At 32.1% G+C, this 24,216-nt stretch carries 22 protein-coding genes; 14 read left to right on the top strand and 8 right to left on the bottom strand.

Annotated elements, in window-relative coordinates; translation table 11 throughout:
• Positions 1 to 8: 8 nt before the first annotated feature.
• Positions 9 to 773, bottom strand: a complete 765-nt coding sequence (locus ACM591_RS03960) for a DeoR/GlpR family DNA-binding transcription regulator (RefSeq protein WP_029378389.1) — start codon at positions 771 to 773, stop codon at positions 9 to 11.
• A gap of 177 nt (positions 774 to 950) precedes the next feature.
• Between ACM591_RS03960 and ACM591_RS03965 the strand changes: the two genes are divergently transcribed.
• The 7 genes from ACM591_RS03965 to ACM591_RS03995 all read left to right on the top strand — a co-directional run bounded on the left by ACM591_RS03965 (position 951) and on the right by ACM591_RS03995 (position 6,548).
• Positions 951 to 2,033 carry an MDR/zinc-dependent alcohol dehydrogenase-like family protein gene (locus tag ACM591_RS03965; RefSeq protein WP_029378390.1) on the top strand — a complete coding sequence of 361 codons (1,083 nt, stop codon included), beginning with the start codon at positions 951 to 953 and terminating at the stop codon, positions 2,031 to 2,033.
• 44 nt (positions 2,034 to 2,077) lie between these two features.
• Positions 2,078 to 3,076 carry a dihydroxyacetone kinase subunit DhaK gene (locus ACM591_RS03970; protein WP_418354433.1) on the top strand — a complete coding sequence of 333 codons (999 nt, stop codon included), beginning with the start codon at positions 2,078 to 2,080 and terminating at the stop codon, positions 3,074 to 3,076.
• A 12-nt stretch (positions 3,077 to 3,088) separates the two neighbouring features.
• On the top strand, positions 3,089 to 3,727 hold the full coding sequence (gene dhaL / locus ACM591_RS03975) for a dihydroxyacetone kinase subunit DhaL (protein WP_029378392.1): 639 nt from the start codon (positions 3,089 to 3,091) through the stop codon (positions 3,725 to 3,727).
• Positions 3,728 to 3,752: 25 nt separating this feature from the next.
• Positions 3,753 to 4,199, top strand: a complete 447-nt coding sequence (rpiB, locus tag ACM591_RS03980) for a ribose 5-phosphate isomerase B (protein ID WP_326026644.1) — start codon at positions 3,753 to 3,755, stop codon at positions 4,197 to 4,199.
• 175 nt (positions 4,200 to 4,374) lie between these two features.
• Positions 4,375 to 4,788, top strand: coding sequence for a DUF2871 domain-containing protein (locus ACM591_RS03985; RefSeq protein WP_017723240.1), 414 nt, complete (start codon positions 4,375 to 4,377; stop codon positions 4,786 to 4,788).
• Between the two features lie 301 nt (positions 4,789 to 5,089).
• Positions 5,090 to 6,121 carry an NAD(P)/FAD-dependent oxidoreductase gene (locus ACM591_RS03990; protein ID WP_326026642.1) on the top strand — a complete coding sequence of 344 codons (1,032 nt, stop codon included), beginning with the start codon at positions 5,090 to 5,092 and terminating at the stop codon, positions 6,119 to 6,121.
• A gap of 25 nt (positions 6,122 to 6,146) precedes the next feature.
• A complete protein-coding gene (locus tag ACM591_RS03995) occupies positions 6,147 to 6,548 on the top strand; it encodes a GNAT family N-acetyltransferase (RefSeq protein WP_058625526.1) in 402 nt (133 codons plus the stop codon).
• Positions 6,549 to 6,637: 89 nt separating this feature from the next.
• Here ACM591_RS03995 and ACM591_RS04000 read toward each other — a convergent pair whose 3' ends face one another.
• Both ACM591_RS04000 and ACM591_RS04005 read right to left on the bottom strand, forming a co-directional pair.
• A complete protein-coding gene (locus ACM591_RS04000; protein ID WP_029378396.1) occupies positions 6,638 to 8,002 on the bottom strand; it encodes a sugar porter family MFS transporter in 1,365 nt (454 codons plus the stop codon).
• Between the two features lie 277 nt (positions 8,003 to 8,279).
• Complete coding sequence (locus tag ACM591_RS04005; RefSeq protein ID WP_326025920.1) at positions 8,280 to 9,269, bottom strand: acryloyl-CoA reductase; 990 nt, start codon at positions 9,267 to 9,269, stop codon at positions 8,280 to 8,282.
• A gap of 248 nt (positions 9,270 to 9,517) precedes the next feature.
• Between ACM591_RS04005 and ACM591_RS04010 the strand changes: the two genes are divergently transcribed.
• A complete protein-coding gene (locus tag ACM591_RS04010; protein WP_029378398.1) occupies positions 9,518 to 10,036 on the top strand; it encodes a GNAT family N-acetyltransferase in 519 nt (172 codons plus the stop codon).
• A gap of 243 nt (positions 10,037 to 10,279) precedes the next feature.
• Positions 10,280 to 11,107, top strand: a complete 828-nt coding sequence (locus ACM591_RS04015) for a hypothetical protein (protein WP_326025919.1) — start codon at positions 10,280 to 10,282, stop codon at positions 11,105 to 11,107.
• 335 nt (positions 11,108 to 11,442) lie between these two features.
• On the opposite strand, the gene ACM591_RS04020 is transcribed toward ACM591_RS04015, so the two are convergent.
• A complete protein-coding gene (locus ACM591_RS04020) occupies positions 11,443 to 13,131 on the bottom strand; it encodes a CDP-glycerol glycerophosphotransferase family protein (protein ID WP_029378400.1) in 1,689 nt (562 codons plus the stop codon).
• A gap of 289 nt (positions 13,132 to 13,420) precedes the next feature.
• On the opposite strand from ACM591_RS04020, the gene ACM591_RS04025 reads away from it, so the two are divergent.
• The gene (locus ACM591_RS04025) at positions 13,421 to 15,022 is read left to right on the top strand and encodes an L-lactate permease (protein WP_326026641.1); all 1,602 of its coding nucleotides are present in this window, start codon (positions 13,421 to 13,423) and stop codon (positions 15,020 to 15,022) included.
• Positions 15,023 to 15,266: 244 nt separating this feature from the next.
• On the opposite strand, the gene ACM591_RS04030 is transcribed toward ACM591_RS04025, so the two are convergent.
• Entirely contained in the window at positions 15,267 to 16,415 is a 1,149-nt protein-coding gene (locus tag ACM591_RS04030) for a glycosyltransferase family 4 protein (protein ID WP_029378402.1), read from the bottom strand.
• Between the two features lie 395 nt (positions 16,416 to 16,810).
• On the opposite strand from ACM591_RS04030, the gene mqo reads away from it, so the two are divergent.
• Entirely contained in the window at positions 16,811 to 18,289 is a 1,479-nt protein-coding gene (gene mqo, locus ACM591_RS04035; RefSeq protein WP_029378403.1) for a malate dehydrogenase (quinone), read from the top strand.
• Positions 18,290 to 18,485: 196 nt separating this feature from the next.
• Here the strand turns inward: mqo and ACM591_RS04040 are convergent, their stop codons facing one another.
• Together ACM591_RS04040 and ACM591_RS04045 are read right to left on the bottom strand one after the other, a co-directional pair.
• Complete coding sequence (locus ACM591_RS04040) at positions 18,486 to 19,865, bottom strand: sensor histidine kinase (RefSeq protein ID WP_418354434.1); 1,380 nt, start codon at positions 19,863 to 19,865, stop codon at positions 18,486 to 18,488.
• Positions 19,858 to 20,532, bottom strand: a complete 675-nt coding sequence (locus tag ACM591_RS04045; RefSeq protein ID WP_029378405.1) for a response regulator transcription factor — start codon at positions 20,530 to 20,532, stop codon at positions 19,858 to 19,860. The genes ACM591_RS04040 and ACM591_RS04045 overlap by 8 nt, the downstream gene beginning before the upstream one ends.
• Positions 20,533 to 20,679: 147 nt before the next feature.
• Here ACM591_RS04045 and ACM591_RS04050 point away from each other — a divergent pair, with 147 nt between their 5' ends.
• Together ACM591_RS04050 and ACM591_RS04055 are read left to right on the top strand one after the other, a co-directional pair.
• Positions 20,680 to 21,732 (top strand): ABC transporter permease, encoded by a 1,053-nt coding sequence (locus tag ACM591_RS04050; protein ID WP_038679041.1) that lies wholly within the window; start codon positions 20,680 to 20,682, stop codon positions 21,730 to 21,732.
• Entirely contained in the window at positions 21,732 to 22,400 is a 669-nt protein-coding gene (locus tag ACM591_RS04055; protein ID WP_029378407.1) for an ABC transporter ATP-binding protein, read from the top strand. Before ACM591_RS04050 ends, ACM591_RS04055 begins: the two co-directional genes overlap by 1 nt.
• A gap of 87 nt (positions 22,401 to 22,487) precedes the next feature.
• Here ACM591_RS04055 and ACM591_RS04060 read toward each other — a convergent pair whose 3' ends face one another.
• The gene (locus ACM591_RS04060; protein ID WP_029378408.1) at positions 22,488 to 23,453 is read right to left on the bottom strand and encodes a YdcF family protein; all 966 of its coding nucleotides are present in this window, start codon (positions 23,451 to 23,453) and stop codon (positions 22,488 to 22,490) included.
• A 222-nt stretch (positions 23,454 to 23,675) separates the two neighbouring features.
• On the opposite strand from ACM591_RS04060, the gene ACM591_RS04065 reads away from it, so the two are divergent.
• On the top strand, positions 23,676 to 24,140 hold the full coding sequence (locus ACM591_RS04065) for a MarR family winged helix-turn-helix transcriptional regulator (RefSeq protein WP_418354435.1): 465 nt from the start codon (positions 23,676 to 23,678) through the stop codon (positions 24,138 to 24,140).
• The last annotated feature ends 76 nt before the right edge of the window (positions 24,141 to 24,216 follow it).

The following is a 24,216-nucleotide window of genomic DNA, read 5'->3' on the forward strand; positions in this document are numbered from 1 at the left end:
TTATTTTTTCATGGTGCTACTGTTAATGAAAATGGTACATTCTGTTTCCATTTATTTGATGGTGTTTCATCAGTTATAACTTCTGTAATGTCACTGATTTTTGCAAATGAAAGTGTAGAGGAGATATCGAATTTACTTTTATCAATAAGCGCAATGACATTTTCACTCTCTTTTACCATTTGTTTTTTTAATTGAACTTCAGGTAAAGAGAAATCAGTCAAGCCATTTTCAAGTGTAAAGCCGTTCGCAGATAAAAAGAAATAATCTATGTGATACATTTCAAGTATTTGTGAATCGATATTACCTGTAATCGCATTTGAATCTTGTGAAACAAAACCTCCAACTACAAGAACTGTTAAGTGTGGATTCTCTTTTAGTAATACTGCGTTTTCTAACCCGTTTGTGATAATAGTTAGTTCCATTGTTGTTTCCGTTAATAGTTTAGCCAATTCATAAGTTGTAGAACTTGCATCAATCATAATACATTGTTGTGGTTGTATTTTTTTCAAAGCATGTCTACTAATTTTATGTTTTTCTGAATGTTTTTGAGTTAAGCGATAAGAAAAATTCAAATTAGAACCAAGATTATCAATTATTTTTGCACCGCCGTGCGTACGGATTAATTTATTTTCACCTTCAAGACGTCTTAAATCACTTCTTACAGTTGCTTCTGTAACATTTAAGTAATCAGAGAGCTGTTTTACCGTTGCGCGTTTATGAGATTTTATATAAGTATAAATATGTTCTCGGCGCTCATCAGCATACATTTTCATATGAATCACATCCTCCTTTATATCATTATACATTTTAACATAAATAGTGCACAAGAAAACTAAAAAAAATCGAAATGAAAATAAACGAAAGAATATTTGAAAGAAACGAAAAAATATATTAAAATGATAATTGTTAATGAAAACGTTTTCTAAAAAGAAAAAGGGGAGCTTTTAATTATGACTAAGAAAAATTATCCAGAACAAATGAATGCTGTTGTAGCTTATGCACCTGGTGAATATAAATATGAAACAGTTGAAACTCCGAAAATAGAAAATTCAAAAGAAATTATCGTAAAGGTAGAAGCATGTGGCATCTGCGCAGGTGATATTAAAGCGTATGATGGTGCGCCAAGCTTTTGGGGTGATGAAACACAGCCATCATACATTAAATCACCGATGATTCCAGGGCATGAATTTATTGCTCGTATTGTTGAAAAGGGCGATGATGTTATAGATTTTGAAATTGGTGATCGTGTAATTTCTGAACAAATCGTACCTTGTTGGGAATGTAGATTCTGTAATCGTGGAGAATATTGGATGTGTGAAAAACATGACTTATATGGCTTCCAAAACAATGTGAACGGTGGTATGGCAGAGTATATGAAATTCACAAAAGAAGCAATCAATTACAAAGTGCCTGAGGATATGCCTATAGAAAAAGCAATTTTAATTGAACCATACGCCTGTAGTTTACATGCGGTACAACGTGCCAACATTAAATTAGGAGATTTTGTTGTACTTTCAGGTGCCGGAACATTAGGTTTAGGCATGGTAGGTGCAGCTAAAAAAGCAGGTGCTGAGACATTGGTTGTCTTAGACATGAAAGATGAAAGATTAGAACTAGCTAAAGAATTTGGTGCTGATATCGTAATGAATCCAGCTAAAGTTGATGTTGTGAAAGAAATCAAGTCAATGACGGAAGGATATGGCTGTGACACATATATTGAAGCTACGGGTCATCCTAAATCCGTTGAGCAAGGTTTGAGTGCAATCAGAAAGTTAGGTCGTTTTGTAGAATTCTCTGTATTTGCTGATCCAGTAACAGTAGATTGGAGTATTATTTCGGATCGTAAAGAATTAGATTTGATGGGTAGCCACTTAGGACCTTATTGCTATCCACTAGTCATTGATGGAATCCAAAAAGATGACTTTCCAACTGATGGTGTAGTCACACATCAATTATCTTTAAAAGATTTTGAACAAGGATTTGATTTGATGAAAAAAGGAGACAAATCATTAAAAATTGTTCTTGTACCTTAAAGCCAATGGCTAAAGAATTTATGTTATAAAAGGAGCGCATTGAAATGAAAAAAATGGTTAATAATCCAGACCATGTTATTGATGAATTAATGACTGGTTATTTAGCGGCTTACCCTGAATATTTAAGACGTTCAGAACTTCATAAAAGGGCTTTAATAGGTAACAAAAGAAATCAAAAACGCAAAGTAAGTGTCTTGATTGGTGGAGGATCTGGTCATGAACCAGGGTTTTTAGGATATGTAGGTCAAGGTATGGCGGATGGCGTGGCTGTCGGTAATATATTTGCCTCACCTTCACCGATACCAATTCAAGCTGTAACAAAAGAAATTAATCAGGATCACGGCGTGTTGTATATATACGGTAATTACGCTGGTGACTTAATGAACTTTGAGATGGCTAGCGAAATGACAGAAATAGAAGATGATATCCAAACGGCTGCTGTTATCGGTAACGACGATGTCGCTTCATCTAAAGATATTGACGACCGTAGAGGTATAGCCGGTGAATTACTTGTGTATAAAGCTGCTGGAGCGGCGGCAGATTTTGGATATAATTTGGAAGAAGCAAGACGTATTGCTCAATTTGCTAATGATCAAACACGTTCTATGGGGATTGGTTTAAGCCCATGTTATCTACCTCAAACTGGAAAACCAAGTTTTGATTTAGAAGATAATGAAATGGAAATAGGGTTAGGACATCACGGCGAGCCAGGCATAGAAAAAACAACGGTAAGAACAGCTAAAGAAACAGTAAACGTGATTATGCAGAACATTTTAAAAGAAGCAATTTACCATGAAGGTGATGAAGTGGTTGTCTTAGTTAATGGTCTGGGCGCTACATCTCAAATGGAACTTTATATAATTAATAAAGAAGTAAGTGAAATATTAGAAGATAAAAATATTAGTGTTTATAAAACATTTGTCGGTAATTTTATTACTTCGATGGAGATGGGTGGTTTTTCAGTGACATTAATGAAAGTAGATGAAACGCTGAAAGTATGTGTAGATCATCCAGTAGATTGTCCGAACTTCAAGGTAGTTTAGGGGGGCGTGAATATGGTATTAACAAGTCAAGCATTTAAAGATTATATATTAGCGTTAACAACGTTATTTGAACAGAAAAAAGATGAGCTTTGTGAGCTAGACAGAAAAATTGGTGATGGTGACCACGGCGTCACAATGGATATTGGTTATCAAGCTGTAAAGGAAACGATTCATAATGAGTTAGCATCACAAAGTGATATTGCGAAAATTAGTGTAGCTGTGGGGAAAAGTTTTTTAGATGCTGTGGGTTCATCAGTTGGTCCATTATATGCGTCTGGTTATTTAAAAGGCGCAGTAGCAATTAAAAATCAAACAGAGCTTGATGATGAAGGGTTATATCAATTTTGGATTGCATTTAGTAAAGGAATTAAAGATAGAGGCAAAGCCGAAATTGGTGATAAAACAATGATAGATACTTTAGAGCCGTTTTATAAATCATTAATAGAATCGATGGACCAAGATGTGGCTTTTACAGAAGGTTATAATAAAGCATTAAAAGAAGCACATTTAGGCATGGAAAGTACAAAAGATATTATTTCCAATAAAGGGCGCTCTAAGAGATTAGGATATAGATCACAGGGACATGTGGATCCTGGTGCGATGTCTGCTTATCTAATGCTACAGACATTTGGAAGTTTTATAGAGGATTAATAGACAATATTAAGGAGGAAATGAAATGAAAATAGCAATTGGTGCAGATCATAACGGATACGATTTAAAAGAAGCGGTAAAAGAACATGTTGAAACATTAGGTCATGAAGTTGAAGATTTTGGTTGTCATCAATGTGCAGAAACAGATTATCCAGATGTGGCAGCTGAAGTTGGTAAAAGCATACAACAAAGGCAAAATGCCCGTGGTATTTTAATATGCGGTACAGGTATCGGTGTAGCTATAACAGCTAATAAATTAACAGGGATACGTGCTGCGTTAGCACATGATTATTATTCTGCAGAGCGCGCTCAACTTAGTAATAATGCACAAATTTTAACAATGGGTGCACAAATAATTGGTATAGAAGTCGCTAAAAAAAATGTAGAAGCCTATCTCAATGTGAGTTGGGAAGGTGGCTCTCAACGAAAAGTTGATAAAATTGATGAAGTTGAAAGAAACGAGTCTAACTAAATAATAAAAATAATAGCTATAAAGAAATTTATCTTCATGAATTCTTTATAGCTATTTTTATTGTTTTGATATCTATGTCTAAAATAAATACGCCTAATCCTTTTTAAGAAGTTTGTAGAATTGTCACTGTAATTTTTAAAATATTATCCTATAATATGCTTAAGGAGGATTATCTATGCGTAGAGTACTGTATGCTTTTTTAGTTTATACAATATTAGGTTTATTAAGTGGATTTTATTATCGTGAATTAACGCTCGCTCATAACTTTACTGGAGATACACAACTCGTAGTTGTACATACACACACGTTAATATTAGGTATGTTTATGCACCTTATTTTATTACCTGTTGTGAAAATATTTAAATTAGATAGTTATTATTTATTTAACTGGTTCTTTATTATTTATAATGTTGGTGTACTGACTACGATAGGTATGATGTTTACGAAGGGAACTTATCAAGTTATTGGGCTTACTGTTCCAGATTCGTTTGCTGGCTTTGCGGGTATGGGTCATACTATTTTAACTGCAGGCTTTATATTGCTGTTTTTCGTATTAAGAAACGCAATTATTAAAGATCCTAGAGATTAATAAAAATAGTGGATAGCAATTTATAATAATGTTAAATCGCTGTCCAGTTGTAGAGAGAAATAAGAAATTCCAAAATTTTGGATTTCCTATTTCTCTTTTTTAATTACAGATTTTATCTTAAATTATATTTTCTTAATTATGATTCTTACATGTTATATCAATATAATGATAATTAAATAGAGTAATCTAAGATGATAAGTAAATGTATAAAAATGGAAGTTATAAAGGCTTTTCATTGATAATGGTTATCAATTATAGCATAATGTATGTAAGATACATGTTAAATTTGGGAGGAAGCTTTATGGATGACGTTATAATAATTGGTGGCGGACCAGCAGGATTGTTTGCTAGTTTCTATTCAGGATTACGAGGGATGAACGCTCGTATCATAGATATTCAAGATAAACTTGGGGGCAAGATGCATGTCTATCCAGAAAAAATTATATGGGATATTGGCGGATTAGCGCCGAAACCATGTTTTGAAGTTATTCAAGATACAGTTAGACAAGGCCTGCATTTTAATCCCGCAGTAAATTTAGAAGAACGTGTAATTGATATTAGAAAAATTGCGGAACAACATTTTGAGGTTAAAACGGATAAAGGGAAAATATTTTCAGGGAAGTCGGTAATTATAGCGATTGGTGGAGGTATCATTAATCCTAAACAACTAGACATTAAAGACGCAGAAAGATATAAATTGACTAACTTACATTATGTCGTACAGTCTTTGAAGAAATTTAAAGATAAAAATGTATTAATTTCTGGTGCAGGTAATTCAGCTCTGGATTGGGCTAACGATTTAAGTGGTTACGCTAAAAGTGTTACGCTCATTTATAGAAAAGCTGATATTAAAGGTTACGAAGCAATGAGAGAGAAAATGGAACAATTGAATGTTGAAAAAATACCGAATACACATATATATCAACTTATAGGTGACCAAGGACAAAATCAAATTGAAAAAGTGATATTAGAGCATATTGAAACAGGAGAACAAACGGTTAAAGCATTTGATGATGTGATTATCAGCCATGGTTTTGATAGAGAAAATACATTGCTAGAGGCTTCTTCAACTCAAGTAGACATGTTTAACGAGTACAGTATTAAAGGCTTTGGCAATACTGCTACGAGTATTGATGGGCTGTATGCATGTGGTGATATTATATATCATGAAGCAAAGGCACATCTTATTGCAAGTGCTTTTAGTGACGCGGCTAATGCTGCAAATTTGGCTAAGCTTTATATTGAGCCCAAAGCAGATGCAGAAGGGTATGTATCAAGTCATAATGATGTCTTTAAGGAATCAAATAAAGTAGTTATGAAAAAATATTTATAATATGATTTTTAGGAGAAAATAATAAATGATTGAGTTAAAGCATGAACCACCAACCGTTGAAGACTATAGAAATTTACGTAAAGTAGCTGGACTGAGTGAAAAATCTCGAAAAGCTGCAGAAAAAGGTATACCTAATGCATGTTTTAATGTCACAATCTATGATCAACAGGCATTAATAGGTATGGGAAGAGTGATTGGCGATGGTGGAACGGCATTTCAAATCATTGATATAGCAGTTAATCCAGCATATCAAGGCCATGGCTATGGAAAAGAAATAATGACAAATATTATGGAATATATTGACACTAAGTCCGAATCAGGAACCTATGTCAGTTTAATAGCTGATTATCCTGCAGATCAGTTGTATGCACAATTTGGATTTATTACTACAGAACCTAACTCGTGTGGTATGTATTTCAAATATTAATAGTTAAGCATTAATTTATAGTTTGTAATCTGAATATAACAAATGAGGAGGCTGGGACAAATTAATTGTCTCAGCCTCCTAGCTAATTGCTATTTAGTTTCTTCTATATTTGCATTTGCAGCGTTTGTTCTAGAACGTAAGTCTGCTTCAATTTCTTCTAAACTACGACCACGTGTTTCTGGTAAGTATTTGATTACAAAGATTAAGGCACAAATACCAATCGCAGCAAAGATTAAGAATACTTGTTCAACCGGCAATACATCCGTCAAAATCGGGAAGAATTGCGCAACTAGTAAGCTACCGATTGATAGCACAAGTGCTGCGACACCAGTTGCCGCACCACGTGCACGCATTGGGAATAATTCAGGTAACATAACCCAAAGTACTGGTCCCCATGTAAAGCCAAAGAATATAATGAATAAAGTTAAACAAGCTACGATAATCCATGCGGATGATTGAATACCGATTGTCCAAATTAAGACAGCCATAATCAGTAGTGAAGCTACCATACCAATGTTACCAATGACTAATAGACGCTTACGATCTACTTTATCAATAATCATGATAGCAACAATTGTAATTAAGACATTCACGGTACCAATTCCTACTGTACCTAAAATAGAAGTAGCATTACCTAAACCAGCTTTATTGAAAATAGTAGGTGCGTAATAAATGATTGCATTAATTCCTATTATTTGTTGAAGTAATGCAAAGATACTTCCGATAATCAGTGTTGGTCGTAACCATGGTGATTTTAAAACATTCCATGTGCTTTCAGAAATGCTATTAATTTCTTTCATATCCGCAATTTCTTTGTCTATTTCACTATCTTTAAATGTTAATTTCATCACATCACGAGCTGCTTTTTCACTTCTGTGCTCAAGTAACCATCTTGGACTTTCAGGCATAAATGCCACACCTATTAATAAGATAACTGAAGGTACTATTGCAAGTCCAAGCATCCATCTCCAACCCTCGATTGGTGTGAATGCATAGTTGATTAAGTATGATGATAAAATACCAATTGTAATCATTAATTGGTTTAAAGAACTTAATGAACCACGTTGTTCTGTAGGTGCCATTTCTGATAAATAAACTGGTACGATAGCAGTAGAACCACCTACAGCTAAACCAATGATTAGACGACCGAGAACTAGTATAGGCATGGAAGGTGCTAAGGCTAATATTAAAGCACCTACTATGTAAATAATTGCTATAATAAATACAACACGTCTGCGGCCTAACCTATCAGACATCGGTCCACTAGCACCTGAACCAAATATTGCCCCAACTAACATAGACGAAACTACAAGACCTTCAGTAAAACTATTTAAAGGTATATCATCTCTTATAAATAATAAGGCGCCAGATATTACTCCCATGTCATAACCATAGAGTAAACCTCCCAATGCACCAAGGAAAAAGATGAGCTTTTTATTTACTTTTATTCCCATAAAAACCCTCCTGAATGTTTTCGATAAAGATAAGTATACGCTTTCATATTTTGCTTGTAAATATTAAAGTATAAGATTTTTATTTATTCATATCTATTTATATGATATGTAATTTTTATTCATATGCATAAAAATGTGGGTTTATATTAATAGAAATGAATCGAAAAAGAGCGTAAATATGAAAACAAATTTTAAAGTTTGCTTTCATATTTACGCTCTATTCAAGAGTGACAATTTATGAATTGTTTATAATTTGAAACATTATTTTGTATTCATTTTATGCTTCAAAGTCGATGACAATACGGCCAGAATTTTCATGTTCAAGTACTTGTTTAATACTTGCTTCAATATCATCAAATTTAATAACTTGTTTTATGTCATGTAATTGATCTGGTTTTAAGTCTTTTGCTAAACGACGCCATATATGTTTGCGCTGTTTCATTTCAGTATAAACTGAATCGATACCTATAATACTAGTACCTCTTAATATAAATGGAAATACAGAACTATCAAAGTTTGTTCCACCGGTCATACCTATTAAAGCAACGCTGCCATCATAATCTAATTGTTTAATGATTTGTGATAAACTCTCGGCACCGACTGGATCAATAGCGCCTTGCCAAGTACGTTTACCAAGTGGTTTGTTATCACTTTCAGAAATACGAGGTATTACTTCTTTCGCACCTAAAGATTTAAGCTTAGCTTCAGCGTTTTGTTTACCGGTACTTGCAACAACATCAAAGCCGATAGAGTCCAACATCATTACTGCAAGGGTACCTACACCGCCTGTTGCACCACGTACAAGTACATCTTCTTTTTCTACAGATAAACCATTATGTTCTAACTTTTCGATAGCTAAACCTGCTGTATAGCCAGCTGTTCCATAAATCATAGCTTCTTCAAGGGTTAAGTCTTTTGGTAAAGGCACAATCCATTCTTCTCTAACACGTGCGTATTCACTAAAACCACCAAAGTGGCTGATACCTAAGTCATAACCAGTAACAATAACTTCGTCACCAGCTTCAAAAGCATGAGTATCAGAATGTTCTACTACGCCAGCTAAATCAATACCTGGAACCATTGGGTAGGATTTTACGATTTTTGAATTTTTCACTGTTGCCAGTGCATCTTTATAATTGATACCAGAATACTTAACTTTTATAAGTACTTCGCCCTCTGGTAAATCATTTATTGATAAATCTTTATATTGGTTAATTACTTTGCCGTCTTGTTCATCGACTACAAAAGCTTTAAATGTTTCAGTCATTGCCAAATGGCACTCCCTTATGTATATATTTAAGAACAATTAAAAAACTAGAACTACTTTATCATGTAATTGAATATTACACAATAAGGCTAAACTATACGTTTTTTAGGTAAGCGCTTTAAATTAAAAACAATTTGATTTTTGTAAAGAAAAATAAATAATTATAAAAGTATTATTGTTCAATAGTAAGATAAGCAGTGTTTTAGTATAATTGATTTTAAAGAGAGAACAAAGTAGGGGGGAGTAATATGACGACTCATATTGAATTGGTAAAATCTAATGAGCTAGAACAATTGCGTCAACTTAGTATCACTACATTTAAGACAACATTTGAAGACGGTGGTTACACTGATGAAGATTTCGAGAAATACTTTAATGAAGCTTATAATTTAGAACAACTAAATAAAGAGTTAGAAAATAAATCATCCTTCACTTATTTTTATAAAGAAAATAAAGAGATAGTAGGATATTTTAAATTAAATATTAATCAAGCCCAATCGGAAGAAAAAGGCAATGAATACCTCGAAATACAACGTATTTATTTTTTACCAAAGGCTCAAGGGGGCGGACGAGGAAAACACGTTTTTGAATTCGCAATTGAAAAAGCGCGAGAATTAAAGAAAACTAAAATTTGGTTAGGTGTTTGGGAGCATAATAAGCAAGCGCTTAATTTTTACGAAAAACAAGGACTGCGTGTTACAGGAGAACATCACTTTTATACTGGTAATGTAGTCGATATAGATTTAATTATGGAAAAAGAAATTTAGCAACAAAGTTTCGTTGAATGATTTGTGACATAATTTAAATATGTTATGGAACTGTAATAAAGTTGAGAAATATTTTGACTTTGTTAAATTTATATAATTTTTTTAAGGATTTTTCATTAAAGATGTTTAGTGTTAATTTTATAGTGAATAATAAACTAATTCTCATTCAACCTCTTGGGGAATGATATACATAGATACTGACCATTAGGTTGTGAGTATTAAAAAATAAGGAGGTTTTTCTATATGAAAAAACTATTAGCAGGTTTTCTTACTTTATCTTTAGCACTCGCGGCTTGTTCAAATGGTAGCGATGAAGACAGTAGCAAAAAGGACGATAATTCAAAAGACAGTCAATCATCTGATGATAAATCAAAAGATTCTAAAAATGATGACAAGAAGAGCAATGATAGCTCTGACAAAGACTCAGACAAAAACTCAGACAAAAACAAAGATTCAGATAGTAAATCTAACAAAGATGGTTCTTCAGATGATGATGCTAACAGTAATGGAAATAATTCTGACAGTACATCAAATGATAGTAACAGTTCTTCTGATGACAATGGTAATACCACAGGTAATAGTTCTGATTCAGATGATAACAACGGATCTAGTGATGCGAATAGTGGAAATAGCGCATCAAATTCAGGAAATGGTGACAATACAAATAACAACAATGCGAATAGTGATAATACAAATGGTAGTAACAGTGCTAGCAATAATGCCAATTCAAATAATAATGCATCAAACTCAAGCACATCACAATATGTAGTTCCTTATCAAGGACAAAATGCTGTACCAGTAGCGCAAAATATTACATCTGGTAACGTAGATCCACAAACTGCATTACAAAGTTTACCTAATTTCCAAAATTCATTGGACAACGCCACTGCTGAAGTTAACTCATTAAATGGTCAATCTAATCCATTCAATGATTATGCTATTGAAGGTAGCGAAGGGAACTATAGTTATATCTTTAGTTTCCAAAATCAAGCACAACCAGGGACTTATACAATCGCTACAGTAGACCAACAAGGTACAGTTAGAGTAGTAGACCCAGCGTATCAACAATAAAAATAATATTATGAAGTAAGTAACAGGAGAATAAGGGCCAATTATTCAAAATAAGAGAGCTAATCGATTTAGATTAGTTCTCTTTTATATTTAAAGTGCTAGGATTTTTGAACATGTAAAATTTAAGGACGATAAGAATATATGGTGCAAGCCTGTTGCCTCTCACTCATATTATTCTCTTGAATATCACCACATAACAAAATTAAATAAAACAACGAAAACGTCAATTTCTATTGAAATTGACGTTTATTTTTAAGTTAGAAAGCTTTATGACTGATACATTTTTAACATGTATTAATAATTGTACACGTAATTAAAAAGCTGAATATTATATTTTACTTAGACTTAGTGCATTTATGAATGACGTGAGAAATAGTTTCAAAAGCATGGTTATCTTTATTTACAAAAGAATTATCGTGTATATCTTTCATTTGATGACTTATTAGATCGTTGAGTAATGCTTTAGCATCACTGTAGCGTACTGTAGATAGCGCGTGCATTACTTCTTCATAAACACCACGTTCAGAAACATATTTTTCGTGATTTGGCGTGTATTGACAGACCGTTTTATCAATAGTTAATGCATCAAAAATAATCGATGAATAGTCAGTTAAGACTATATCTGAAATCAATAGTAAATCTTGAACTTCTATATGTGAAGGCGCAATAATTGCGTTCTCCGGAACATAGTTAGAATTATCTTCAACATGTCCTTTGAAAATAACATTGTATTTATTTAGAAGGCCATCGCTTATTGGTAATAAATCAGACTCATCATAATCGGTGCGCCAAGTAGGTGCATAAAGTAATGTCTCTTTTTCTGGATTTAATTTCAATTCTTTTTTGATAAATGAAATATAGTGATGATCAGATTGTTTATCTAATAAGTACCGAACTCTTGGATAACCACAATTTAATATATGTGTTTGTTGTTGTGGGAAAGCAGTTTTAAAATAATCAATGATCGCTGAACAATCACTGACGAAATAGTCTTGTTGCAACCATTTGTTATATTTGCGTGCACGATAATTATAAATATTAAGGTTTTGAGTTGGTTCAGGACTATCTAAAAATAATTTTTTTATAGGGGTGCCATGCCAAAGTTGTATAATGGTTCCGTTTGGTTTTAGTGAGTCTGGTATATAACTTTCTAATATAACAACTTGTGCAGTTTCGATAAGTAATTTAGCTTTTGGATCATCTGGTTTAATAAAATTAGGGCCGTTTACATCGTTAGTAATAAAATAAATAGGTAATTTAGTAAAATGTTTTGCAAAGTGATTAAATAAGTAACGAGAATTACCACGGAAACCATAATCAAAACCTAAGAAAACGATGTGATTTTTAACTTTAGATTTGTCTTTTTCATAAATATAACTTGCTTCACGATGTTTTTTGTCAAAATGTTGTTGAAGCATATGATAAAACCAATGAGGCAATTTAAAACCGGTATTTTTTAAGCATTTATCTGTAAAGCGCAATTGCTCTGGTGCGAGTGTTTCACTATTTTTAAATGGCACAGCATGTTTATGTTCATAAGCCAATTTATTCAGGCTAAATTTAGTCGTGTTTAATGGCGTTAATTTATAAATTTCATTCCAAATATGGTCGCTTGTAATAAATGTAGATTCAAAATTAAAGACCACATGGCTATCTGTACAAACATCATCTTGTAATAGTGAAACCAGCGATAAGTCAAAAATATTGTTGACTTCAAAATTTTTTAAGTTATTTTGTGTTGTTTCTATATGGAAAATAACATTTGGAAAGTGGTTAATATTTTCAATCCAATCATTAAAAGTTATTTCTGATTTTCCAAAATAGCGACAGTCGTTGACGTATTGTTGCTGAACTGTATAGTCTGCTACAATCGGGCATGGTTTTAATTCAACCGCTTCAAGCATATTTTGATATATTTCAATATGGTCATTAATTAATACAAAGTGTGAATAACCCTCTAATATTGCTTTTTCCAATTCAGACTCTAAAAGGTGCAACGCTGTAATTTCAATTTGTTTTATCATTTGTATACCTCTACTTAATAGTTGTTTATACTATTTTATCATGTAAAGAACCTATGACAAAAGATTCCCTTGTAAACTTAAATGCATCAAACTAATTATTTTTTAAGCTTTAAATTATTGGAAAATGACTTTTAAAATTTATAAAATAGGGGAAACATTAACGAGGGGAAATTAATTCTCAAAAATTTATTGTAATTAGAAAGAAAAATGTTATAATTTAATTGTGAAAAAAATCACAATGTTAGGTTCTTCAATATCAAATAAAAATAGAAAATGGAAGTGAGTCAAAATGTTTGTAGAATCTTTTAACCCCTTTGGTAACATCTTGTTATCAACATTAGTAGCAGCAATACCTATAGTTTTGTTTCTTTTATGTCTAACTCTTTTTAAGATGAAAGGTATTTATGCTTCATTAACAACTGTAGTTGTTACACTTATTATAGCAATGCTATTCTTCAAACTACCTGTGATGATAGCATCAGGAGCAGTGGTTGAAGGATTTTTCCAAGGTATTATACCAATTGGATATATTGTAGTTATGGCAGTTTTACTTTATAAGATTACGAATGAAACTGGCCAGTTTAATACAATACAAGATAGTATTTCTAGTATTTCACAAGATCAGCGTATCCAATTATTGTTAATTGGTTTTGCTTTTAATGGCTTTTTAGAAGGTGCAGCAGGTTTTGGCGTACCAATTGCGATTTGTGCATTATTACTAACACAGTTAGGGTTTGGGCCGTTACAAGCAGCGATGCTTTGTTTAATAGCTAATGCGTCTGCAGGTGCATTTGGGGCAATTGGTCTACCTGTCACTGTTATTGATACATTAGGTTTGCCAGATAATATTTCAGGGATGGCAGTCTCACAAATGTCAGCATTAACTTTAGTATTTATGAATCTGTTAATACCATTTTTATTAATATGGATTATTGATGGTTTTAAAGGTATTAAAGAAACGTTACCAGCTATTTTAATTGTCGGTGGGACTTTCGCAGTCTTACAAGGTTTAATTACTGTATTTATTGGACCTGAATTGGCGGACATTATACCACCATTAGTTTCAATGTTAGCTTTAGCTTTATTCTCGAAAAAATTCCAACCGAAAAATATTTTTAGATTGAATAAAGATGAAAAGCCACAAATAATTACAAAACATAAACCTAAAGAAATTATTTATGCTTGGAGCCCATTTGTGATTTTAACTGTGATTGTAATGATTTGGAGTGCGCAAAGCTTTAAATCACTTTTCGCTCCAGATGGTGCATTATCTGCACTTGTCTTTAACATAACGTTACCAGGAACTTATAGTGACATTGCAAATAAAGCAATCACGTTACCACTGAATATAGTAGGCCAAACAGGAACATCTATTTTACTTGTAATTATTATCACAATTTTAATGTCAAAAAATGTAGAATTTAAGGATGGCGTACGACTATTTAAAGAGGCATTTAAAGAATTGTGGTTACCAATTATAACGATTTGTTTTATCTTGGTAATTTCTAAATTAATGACATACGCTGGTCTAAGTAGCGCAGTAGGTGAGGGTATTGCGAAAACAGGAAGTATCTTCCCATTGTTATCTCCAATATTGGGTTGGATTGGGGTATTCTTAACAGGTTCTGTTACAAATAACAACTCATTATTTGCACCAATTCAAGCAGCAGTAGCAAATAATATTGGTGCTAGTGGCGCTTTACTAGTATCAGCAAATACTGTTGGTGGTGTGGCGGCTAAGTTGATATCACCACAATCTATTGCAATTGCGACAGCTTCTGTACAACAAGTCGGAAAAGAATCTGAATTGTTGAAAATGACATTACGTTATAGCATTGCTTTACTTATATTTGTATGTGTTTGGACATTCTTATTACATTTATTCTTGTAATAATCAAATTTGTTAAACTATAAATAAAAAGTCGTCTTAATTAAGTAAATGCATCTTATTTATGAAGAAAAATTAAAAACACGCTCGTATAAATTCATTTTGCTATGAATTAAACGAGCGTGTTTTTTATGCATTATTATATTGCATGCGCCTTAAGTACATATCTTGATTCTTGAATTTGTTAATAAGGTATTTAGCAAATTTTATACTAATTCGTTTTTGCAATTATTCAACATTAATCTAATCAAGCGTTTAGCATAGTTAAAAAGTCTTGATAAATCGCTTTTGGTGCATAAGATGCAACGGTTTTATAACCATTTTGAATGACAACCTCGTCTTTAAACTCTTGGTTTATGAGACGGCGTAATTGATCAGATAATGCATCTACGTTTTCATGTTCAATTAAATAGCCATTTATATTGTTTTGGATGATTGCATCAGGTCCAGCATTGCCATCAAAACTGACTACTACGCTACTTTGGTTCATAGCTTCTAATATCACCATACCGAAACCTTCATTACGCGAAGGGATAACCGTAATTTCACTTATTGCTAGTTTTTCGTTTAATTGCTGCGTGGAGCCATATAATTTTATAATGTCTGATAGATTATATTGATTAATCAGTTGTTGTAAATTCACTTGTTCTTTGCCTTCACCATATATATGGACTTGATAATTAAATTTCCTAACAGCTTGTTGAATATGATTAATACTTTCAATTAATAAATCAAACCCTTTTTCATATTCTAAACGACCAGCCGCACAGATGATTTTTTCTTTCGGCTCGTGGAGACGAACTTCATTGATAATATTAGGAACTACGAATATAGGTGTATCGATATGTGATTGGTATTTATGTTTATCTGCAGTAGTTAATGTTGTTACTTTATCTAAATCTTTGTAGCTTTTAATAATTTCTTGTTGATATGGTTCAGAATGTGCGTCAAAGTTCATATGCTCCATACCAATTTTTTCAATTTGAGTACTACCGTATTTAGCAATTAATATATTAAAACTTGCACGTGTACCTACAATCACATCTGTAGAAACATTGCTTATAGCTTTAATCATTTTCTTCTCTATATAGTGAGAAAATTGATCAATGCCTGGTTCAAATTGCGAAATATATTTTGGTCTGGAAAATGATGTGAATTTAGCGATTCTATTTATAACAATATCTTTTAGATTAAGTGGATGAAATTGATAGTTAATTAAAGGTTTAATTTTAATGGATTCATGAATATCAAAGTAAGGCGAATCAGCCCCTTTAAAAATAGTTATGATTTCTACATGATGTCCTTTTTCAGCTAATATATTTGCCATTTGAGAAATAGATTTGACGGTGCCTCCCATTGCATAAACATTATGCATGAAAAATGTTATTGATTTCATTAAAAAAACCTCCAAAAGAACTTTACTTAAATTGAAACTCATTATAGCATGAAATGAATTTTGTATAGGTATAATAGCTAAATAATTTTAAACTAGCAATTAATATAGCGTTATATTAGCCTTTTCACTAAGAAAGTGTAAGAATTTCTGTGTGAGCTAGTTAACACATATTAACAAAATTTGTGTAGAATTTCTGAAAGCCCTTTTTTCATGAGCTGATTATGTATATAATTAGAGAGGTATGGAAATATATTGTGTTGTTGCTTAATTACATAGCGATAATACGTGCTTTATTATTTTAATCTATAGAAAACGCTTTATTTTTATTGATGTGAGTAATAACATTAAAGACAACGTTTCTATTTAACACATATAAAAGGGGGACTGTATTTGTTATGAGCACACAACATAGCAAAACAGATGTCATCTTAATTGGTGGCGGTATCATGAGCGCAACGTTAGGAACATTATTAAAAGAACTCGCACCTGAGAAAGAAATTAAGATGTTTGAAAGGTTAGCTACACCTGCGGAAGAAAGTTCCAATGCATGGAATAATGCAGGTACAGGTCATTCTGCGTTATGTGAATTAAACTATACTAGTGAAAATAAAGATGGAACAATAGATATCAATAAAGCAGTTAAAATTAATGAACAATTCCAAGTTTCAAAACAATTTTGGAGTTATCTGATTAAAAAAGGACAACTTGAAAATCCAGAGAAATTTATCAAACCAGTACCACATATGAGCTTTGTTCAAGGTGTTAAAAATGTTGATTTCTTGAAAAGACGTGTAGACAGACTAAACAAAAACATTTTATTTAGTAATATGGAAATCACAGATGATAAAGATAAAATCGCTGAATGGACACCACTTATTATGGAGGGCCGTACGTCCAATATACCAATGGCGATTAGTTATGATAAAACAGGAACAGACGTTAACTTCAGTGGATTAACTAGAAAGTTATTCGAAAATTTAGAAGATAAGCAAGTAGAGTTGAATTATGAACATGAAGTAAGAGATATTCAGCAACGTAAAGATGGCGTGTGGGAAGTGAAAGTTAAAGACTTGCAAACGAACGATGAGACGATTGTTGAAAGTGACTTTGTATTTATTGGCGCTGGTGGTGCTAGTTTACAGTTGTTGCAAAAAACAGGAATTAAAGAGTCTAAACATATTGGTGGTTTCCCAGTAAGTGGATTGTTCTTAGTATGTAAAGATGAAGCTATTGCCCAAAAGCATTTAGCTAAAGTTTATGGTAAAGCTCCAGTAGGTGCTCCACCAATGTCAGTACCACATTTAGATACACGCTATATAGATGGCAAACGAACTATTTTATTTGGTCCATTTGCAGGTTTTTCACCAAAATTCTTAAAAACGGGTTCTAATATGGATTTAATCAAGTCTGTTAAGCCAAACAACCTTATTACGATGTTATCTGCAGGAATTAAAGAGATGAATTTAACGAAATATCTTATCTCGCAATTAACGTTATCAAATGAAGAACGTATGGAAGATTTACGTCAATTTGTACCTAATGCTAAAAGTGAAGATTGGGAAATTGTCGTTGCTGGTCAACGTGTGCAAGTAATCAAGGATACGGATCAAGGTAAAGGAACATTACAATTTGGTACGGAAGTTATTACGTCAGAAGATGGTTCATTATCTGCACTTTTAGGTGCTTCTCCAGGGGCGTCTACGGCAGTCGACATTATGCTTGATTTGCTCAAGCGTTGTTACAAAGACGAATTCGTTACTTGGGAAGATAAAGTCAAAGAAATCATACCTTCGTATGGCATGAAACTATCAGAAAATGAAGCGTTATATACTCAATTAAATAAAGAAATAACGGAAAATTTAAAAATTAATTAATCACTTAATACACTAAAGCTTGATTATATATCTAAGTCTATTGTTTATATTAATAGAGACAAACTAATCGCTCTTATAGCGTGCAGTTTGTCTTTTTATATTGTTTTTTAATTATAAAGAAAATGCTGAGAGAGCACGTAAATATATGTGCAACTCCCAGCATTTTGTACTGTCACTAGAAATATTTATCTTAGTCTCAATGAACAAGACTCACTTTTTTAATCTGAATTATAAAGGTAGTGCCTTCATTCTTTATACTATGGACTGAGATAGTGCCGTCATGTAGTTCAAATATTGTTTTTGCTATAGCTAGACCTAAGCCATTACTATTATCATGACTACTTGCTTTATAAAAACGTTCGAATAAACGTGCTTGTGTTTCTTTAGACATACCTTCTCCGTCATCTGTGATTTTACAAGTGATTGTCTCGAAATCTTGATTAAGCGTGATATCGATGATACCGCCTTGTTGCGAATATTTTATGGCATTGGTAATTATGTTTTGGAAAGCTTGATGTAAAAGGCGCTCATTACCAACAATAGTAATTTCAGCTAAGTCAGACATGATAATTAAATCTTTTTCATTAGCAGAAAATTGTTCGTGACGAATGATTTGTTTGAGCAATTGGTTTAATTCAATATGGTCTTCAAAGACTAAATGTTCTCCGTTATCAATTTCTGATAATAATAACAATGCTTTAGTTAAATCACTTAGTTGACTTGTAATTTGGTATATATCATCAATATATTGTGTGCGTGCTTCAGCATTTTCAGCAAATTTTAACTGGTCCAATAAATGGTGAATATGTGTTAATGGTGTTTTAATTTCATGTGATACGTTTTGAACAAAATGTTGTCGCATATCGTCTAATTGTTTAAGTGAAAGACGCATACGATCGAAGCGAAATTGCAATGTCCCAAACTCATCTTTTCTGGTAACATGAATTGGCGTATCGAAATTACCTTTCATAAGTCTTTCAGTTGCATGTTTTAATTGTTGAATAGGTTTGATAATAGTATAGGTTGATAAAATGACTAATATAATAGAAAACAAAAGTAATAATGAGATTAATATAACTAAAAATACTCTGAATTCACTAAATGTTTTCCCGATATCAGGTCTCATGAATACTGCGTACTTTTTGCCTTTATCTTCAAAGGACATACCTACAGTATTTTGCGTAGTATTTTCAAAGAAACCAGTAACAATTGGATTATATGGTAGGTTTCGAATACCATGGTAGTCTTTGCCCTTTAATACGGTTTGGATGACATTGTTATCTACGTTATCTTTTCTAAATTTAGCACCATAAAAAGAACGTTGACCATTTTCAGAAACTGTCATTACTTGGTAATTCATTTCACCTAAATGGTTGAAAAAAGGATCTAAAGATTTAATATTTGTTTGTTTTTGATAACTGATAGCATCTTCTAAAGTACGCATGATTTTTGCATCGTTATTTGCTTTTAAATGGTTATGATAAATGATATTTGTGCATAAAAAACTTACAATAGCACTAAATAACATGACGGCAATTGTGTATATCGCAATTCTTGAATATAGTGATTTAAACATGGTCATCCACCTTATAACCTAATCCGCGTACTGTAAAAATCGTCACGTTAGCATTTAATTTTTCAAGGCGTTTCCTTAGGCGTTTGATATGGACATCGACTGTACGTTCGTCGCCTTCATAATCAAATCCCCATATTTTTTCTATTAATACATCACGATTAAATACCTGCCTAGGGTGAGATGCGAGTAAAAAAAGTAATTGAAATTCTTTATTAGGTAAATTCATTGATTTTGTATCAGATTGAAGTTCTAAATATGCTTGATTTAAAGTAATATTACCGATAGTGATTTCATTATATGCATTAATATTATAACGTTTAAGTACTGCTTTGATCCTAAACATTAACTCTTTAACTTCGAAGGGTTTCGTCACATAATCATCAGTACCAGTTAAATAGGCTTGCTCTTTATCACTTAATGCATCACGAGCAGTTAGCATAATGACAGGAAGTTCATAATCATCTTTTAATATTTTGCAAAGTTCAAAACCACTCATGCCTCCCATCATGACATCAATAATTACAATATCCACTTGATTTGTTTCAAGGTAAGTTAAGGCATCTTCAGCGCTAGATTGCGTAATTGTATTTAAACCTTCACGCTGTGTGTAATTAGAAACGTACTCTAGTATTTTTTTGTCGTCATCAACAATTAAACAAGTTGTCATGCCCAAAATCTCCTTATTCAGTATTATTGCCATTATAAACATAACCAAATAACTTCACAAATAGTAAAAAATTAACAATTGTTCATATTGAGTTCACATAATGATATTAGACTCTAAATATAAGTTTTAGAGAAGGAGTGGGAATTGATGAAGTTAGCATGGCAAGAGATTAAATATTATAAATTTCGTTATATTTTAATCATGTTAATTATATTATTGCTTGGCATTATGGTGTTATTTATTAGTGGGTTAGCACAAGGTTTAGCCAGAGAAAACATATCAATGTTAGATAACATGAAAACTGAAAAATACGTTTTACAGGATAATAAACAACCAGATATTACAAAGTCTATTATTAGCCCTGAACAGCAAAAGAAAATTGAAGATATTACGGACCAAGAACCATTAAAGTTAGCATCGCAAACGTTAAAAATAAATAAAGACGAAGAAGACGTTATCACGACGAATACAGTGAAAAATGAAAAGCCAGAATTGAAAGATGGTAACTATCCAACAAAAGACAATGAAGTAGCCATCAATACTAAGCTTACAGCTGATGGTATTAATATTGGTGATACTATAAAAGTGAAAGATGGAAAAAAACTTAAAGTATCAGGTATTCTAGACGATACAATGTACTCTCATAGTTCAGCAGTAATGATGAGTAATGACGGCTTTGATAACTTGAATAAAGAGAGTAGTACTGTTTACCCTGTAAAAGAGTTATCTCAAGCACAGCAAGATAAAATTAAAGACATTTCAGGGGTGAAAGTATTTAGTGAGGATGATATTACAAGTGAAATTGCCAGTTATCAAGCAGAGCAAGCACCATTAAATATGATGATTATAAGTTTATTTGTAATTTCAGCAATTGTATTAAGTGCATTTTTCTATGTAATGACAATCCAAAAAATTCCAGAAATCGGTATTTTAAAAGCAATTGGTATTAAGACAAGACATCTAATTAGCGCACTTATAATCCAAATATTAATTACAACTATGATAGGTGTATTGATTTCTGTAGGTATTATTAGTGGTTTATCACTAGTTATGCCAGTATCTATGCCATTCCACGTAACACCATCTAATTTACTGCTCGTGGTCGGAGTATTTATCGTGGTAGCTATTATTGGTGCTGCCTTATCACTAATTAAATTATTTAAAGTTGATCCTATTGAAGCAATTGGAGGTGGAGAATAATGAGTTTACAAGTTAAAGATATTAAAAAATCATTCGGTAAAGGTCAATCAGAAACTACTGTATTAAAAGGTATTAACTTTGAAGTGAACGATGGTGAGTTCGTTATACTCAACGGTGCTTCAGGTTCAGGTAAAACGACATTATTAACTATTTTAGGTGGTTTATTATCACAAAATAGTGGTGAGATCTTATATAATGATGCACCTTTATATGATAGTAACAAGAAAGCATCAGAATTAAGGTTGAATGAAATTGGGTTTATCTTTCAATCATCTCATTTAGTACCTTATTTAAAGGTAAAAGCGCAATTAACAACAATCGGTAGAGAAGCGGGTATGTCTAAAAAAGATGCAGACCAAAGAGCTGAAATGTTGCTAAACCAAATCGGTTTGTCACATAGATTAAGTGTATTTCCTCATATGTTGTCAGGCGGTGAAAAACAGCGTGTAGCAATTATGAGAGCTTTAATGAATAATCCTAAAATAATTTTAGCAGACGAACCAACTGCAAGTTTAGATGCAGAAAGAGCAACTGAAGTTATAGAGATGATTAAAAATCAAATCCAAAGTAAAAAAATGATTGGTATTATGATTACTCATGATAAAAGATTATTTGAATACGCAGATAGAGTTATAGAACTCGATGATGGCGTTATTGTAAATAACTAATAGAAACTATAAGAGCCAAGGGCGTTGATTTATGCCCTTGGCTTTATTTTATACTTTTATATTTACAAATTAAGTAATGCAATTAGGTTACAGATGAGGAATATGCCAAAATGCAATAATACATATAAAAAAGAGAGTAGCAAAATAAATAGTTAACATCATTTTATATTGATACATTAATGCTAAAAAATCTCGTATTAATGCGATTTCAAAAAAATGATAAGGTGTATGACTACCAACGCCAGATAACTTTAACTTAAATTTTTCTCCAAAACGTAATGCACGCATTATATGAAATTGACTAGTTACACAGACAATTTTAGGCTTATAAGAAAAAGCATCTTGAATAAGTTGCGTAGTGTACATAATATTTTCTAAAGTGCTTGTCGATTGATCTTCTAATATAATGTTATGAGGAGCAACGCCGTTATGAATTAAATAGTGTTGCATCGCGCGTGCTTCTGAAATAGGTTCGTCAGGCCCTTGACCACCACTCACAATAAATGTTGCATTTGGATTTATTTCAAACAAACGCAAAGCCTTATCAAGTCGGCATGCTAACATTGGTGTGACTTGTTCCGTGAAAATACCAGCCCCTAAAACAAGAATAGTATCAAATTCGCGAGGCGCTTTTTTATTTAAAAAAGCAGACGAACATAGCACATAACAAATAAAGGTGAATATAGAACTAAAAGCAATTGCTGCAATCCATAAGAAAATCACATTAAGGGCAATAGGGATAAAACTAATATAATAGCAGGCAAGCATAAAGACGACGATTCTAAAAACAACAAAGTATAGTCGTTTTAAAAATAATGTACTCTTTTGATGGTGTAATAAGTGCTTGTGTTTCACGTGTAATAGTATAACGCCTATCAACATAGTGACTGTTAAATCTATCGGTAAAGTATGTTGACCGATATGTAAAATGATTACAGCATATCCAACTATTACCTGGGAAATATAACTGATGAGATTTGTAGAAAAGTTAAAATTTAAGAACATACTTATGAATGCGATTAATATTAAAATACATAAAAACAATGACAACATGTTAATGCTTCACTCCAGATTGTTTAGTATATTAAATGTAGTTTAATATTCTAAAATAAGCAACTCTAACAATGCTTAAGTTTGCTGAAATATAGCTATTGTTTTAAGTGAAATAAACTTATCAAATTTTACTTTTATACAGCTGTAAATATTGATATTATTAACATAATATAAAAATATAAATGAAATGTTTTATACTTAGAAGATATAGGGGTGTAACTGATGGTGAAAAATTTAGGCAACCACATTGTATTCATGGGAGAATTCATTGATGATGTCAACACATTATTAGCTAAGTTATTGAAAGAGTTAAGAGAAGAATATAATATATCTAAAGAGCAAGCTAACGTTATTTTAATGCTTGAGAATGAAAAAGCAATGACTTTAACTGAGATAACTGAAAGACAAGGGGTTAATAAAGCAGCAGTTAGTAGAAGAATCAAGAAATTAATTCAAGCTGAAGTAGTGGAATGGGTTAAAACAGAAGAAAGCACAGATCAAAGATTAAAATACATAACATTGAGTGAGAAGGGGAAACAATTTAATCGTGAAAGTAAATCGATTATAAATGATATTGTCAGTGACATGTTACATGATTTGTCTGATGATGAAATAGAACAAGCGCGTTATGTTCTAGAAATCATTGGACAAAGATTAAAAAACTTCAATATTAAAAATCATTCATAAAATATTAGAGTATAGCTTATGACATAAGAATATATTCGATTCGAAAATGGGTACCTTTTATTTAGTTAAAGTTATT

Origin of the sequence: Staphylococcus sp. Ze2 (genome assembly GCF_048568365.1) — a bacterium.
In the GTDB taxonomy this organism is placed as follows: Bacteria; Bacillota; Bacilli; order Staphylococcales; family Staphylococcaceae; genus Staphylococcus; species Staphylococcus xylosus.

Coding starts and splice junctions, on each gene's coding strand:
- ACM591_RS03960 (WP_029378389.1), bottom strand. CDS start 773: ATGAAAATGTATGCTGATGAGCGCCGAGAACATATTTATACTTATATA.
- ACM591_RS03965 (WP_029378390.1), top strand. CDS start 951: ATGACTAAGAAAAATTATCCAGAACAAATGAATGCTGTTGTAGCTTAT.
- ACM591_RS03970 (WP_418354433.1), top strand. CDS start 2,078: ATGAAAAAAATGGTTAATAATCCAGACCATGTTATTGATGAATTAATG.
- dhaL (WP_029378392.1), top strand. CDS start 3,089: ATGGTATTAACAAGTCAAGCATTTAAAGATTATATATTAGCGTTAACA.
- rpiB (WP_326026644.1), top strand. CDS start 3,753: ATGAAAATAGCAATTGGTGCAGATCATAACGGATACGATTTAAAAGAA.
- ACM591_RS03985 (WP_017723240.1), top strand. CDS start 4,375: ATGCGTAGAGTACTGTATGCTTTTTTAGTTTATACAATATTAGGTTTA.
- ACM591_RS03990 (WP_326026642.1), top strand. CDS start 5,090: ATGGATGACGTTATAATAATTGGTGGCGGACCAGCAGGATTGTTTGCT.
- ACM591_RS03995 (WP_058625526.1), top strand. CDS start 6,147: ATGATTGAGTTAAAGCATGAACCACCAACCGTTGAAGACTATAGAAAT.
- ACM591_RS04000 (WP_029378396.1), bottom strand. CDS start 8,002: ATGGGAATAAAAGTAAATAAAAAGCTCATCTTTTTCCTTGGTGCATTG.
- ACM591_RS04005 (WP_326025920.1), bottom strand. CDS start 9,269: ATGACTGAAACATTTAAAGCTTTTGTAGTCGATGAACAAGACGGCAAA.
- ACM591_RS04010 (WP_029378398.1), top strand. CDS start 9,518: ATGACGACTCATATTGAATTGGTAAAATCTAATGAGCTAGAACAATTG.
- ACM591_RS04015 (WP_326025919.1), top strand. CDS start 10,280: ATGAAAAAACTATTAGCAGGTTTTCTTACTTTATCTTTAGCACTCGCG.
- ACM591_RS04020 (WP_029378400.1), bottom strand. CDS start 13,131: ATGATAAAACAAATTGAAATTACAGCGTTGCACCTTTTAGAGTCTGAA.
- ACM591_RS04025 (WP_326026641.1), top strand. CDS start 13,421: ATGTTTGTAGAATCTTTTAACCCCTTTGGTAACATCTTGTTATCAACA.
- ACM591_RS04030 (WP_029378402.1), bottom strand. CDS start 16,415: ATGAAATCAATAACATTTTTCATGCATAATGTTTATGCAATGGGAGGC.
- mqo (WP_029378403.1), top strand. CDS start 16,811: ATGAGCACACAACATAGCAAAACAGATGTCATCTTAATTGGTGGCGGT.
- ACM591_RS04040 (WP_418354434.1), bottom strand. CDS start 19,865: ATGTTTAAATCACTATATTCAAGAATTGCGATATACACAATTGCCGTC.
- ACM591_RS04045 (WP_029378405.1), bottom strand. CDS start 20,532: ATGACAACTTGTTTAATTGTTGATGACGACAAAAAAATACTAGAGTAC.
- ACM591_RS04050 (WP_038679041.1), top strand. CDS start 20,680: ATGAAGTTAGCATGGCAAGAGATTAAATATTATAAATTTCGTTATATT.
- ACM591_RS04055 (WP_029378407.1), top strand. CDS start 21,732: ATGAGTTTACAAGTTAAAGATATTAAAAAATCATTCGGTAAAGGTCAA.
- ACM591_RS04060 (WP_029378408.1), bottom strand. CDS start 23,453: ATGTTGTCATTGTTTTTATGTATTTTAATATTAATCGCATTCATAAGT.
- ACM591_RS04065 (WP_418354435.1), top strand. CDS start 23,676: ATGGTGAAAAATTTAGGCAACCACATTGTATTCATGGGAGAATTCATT.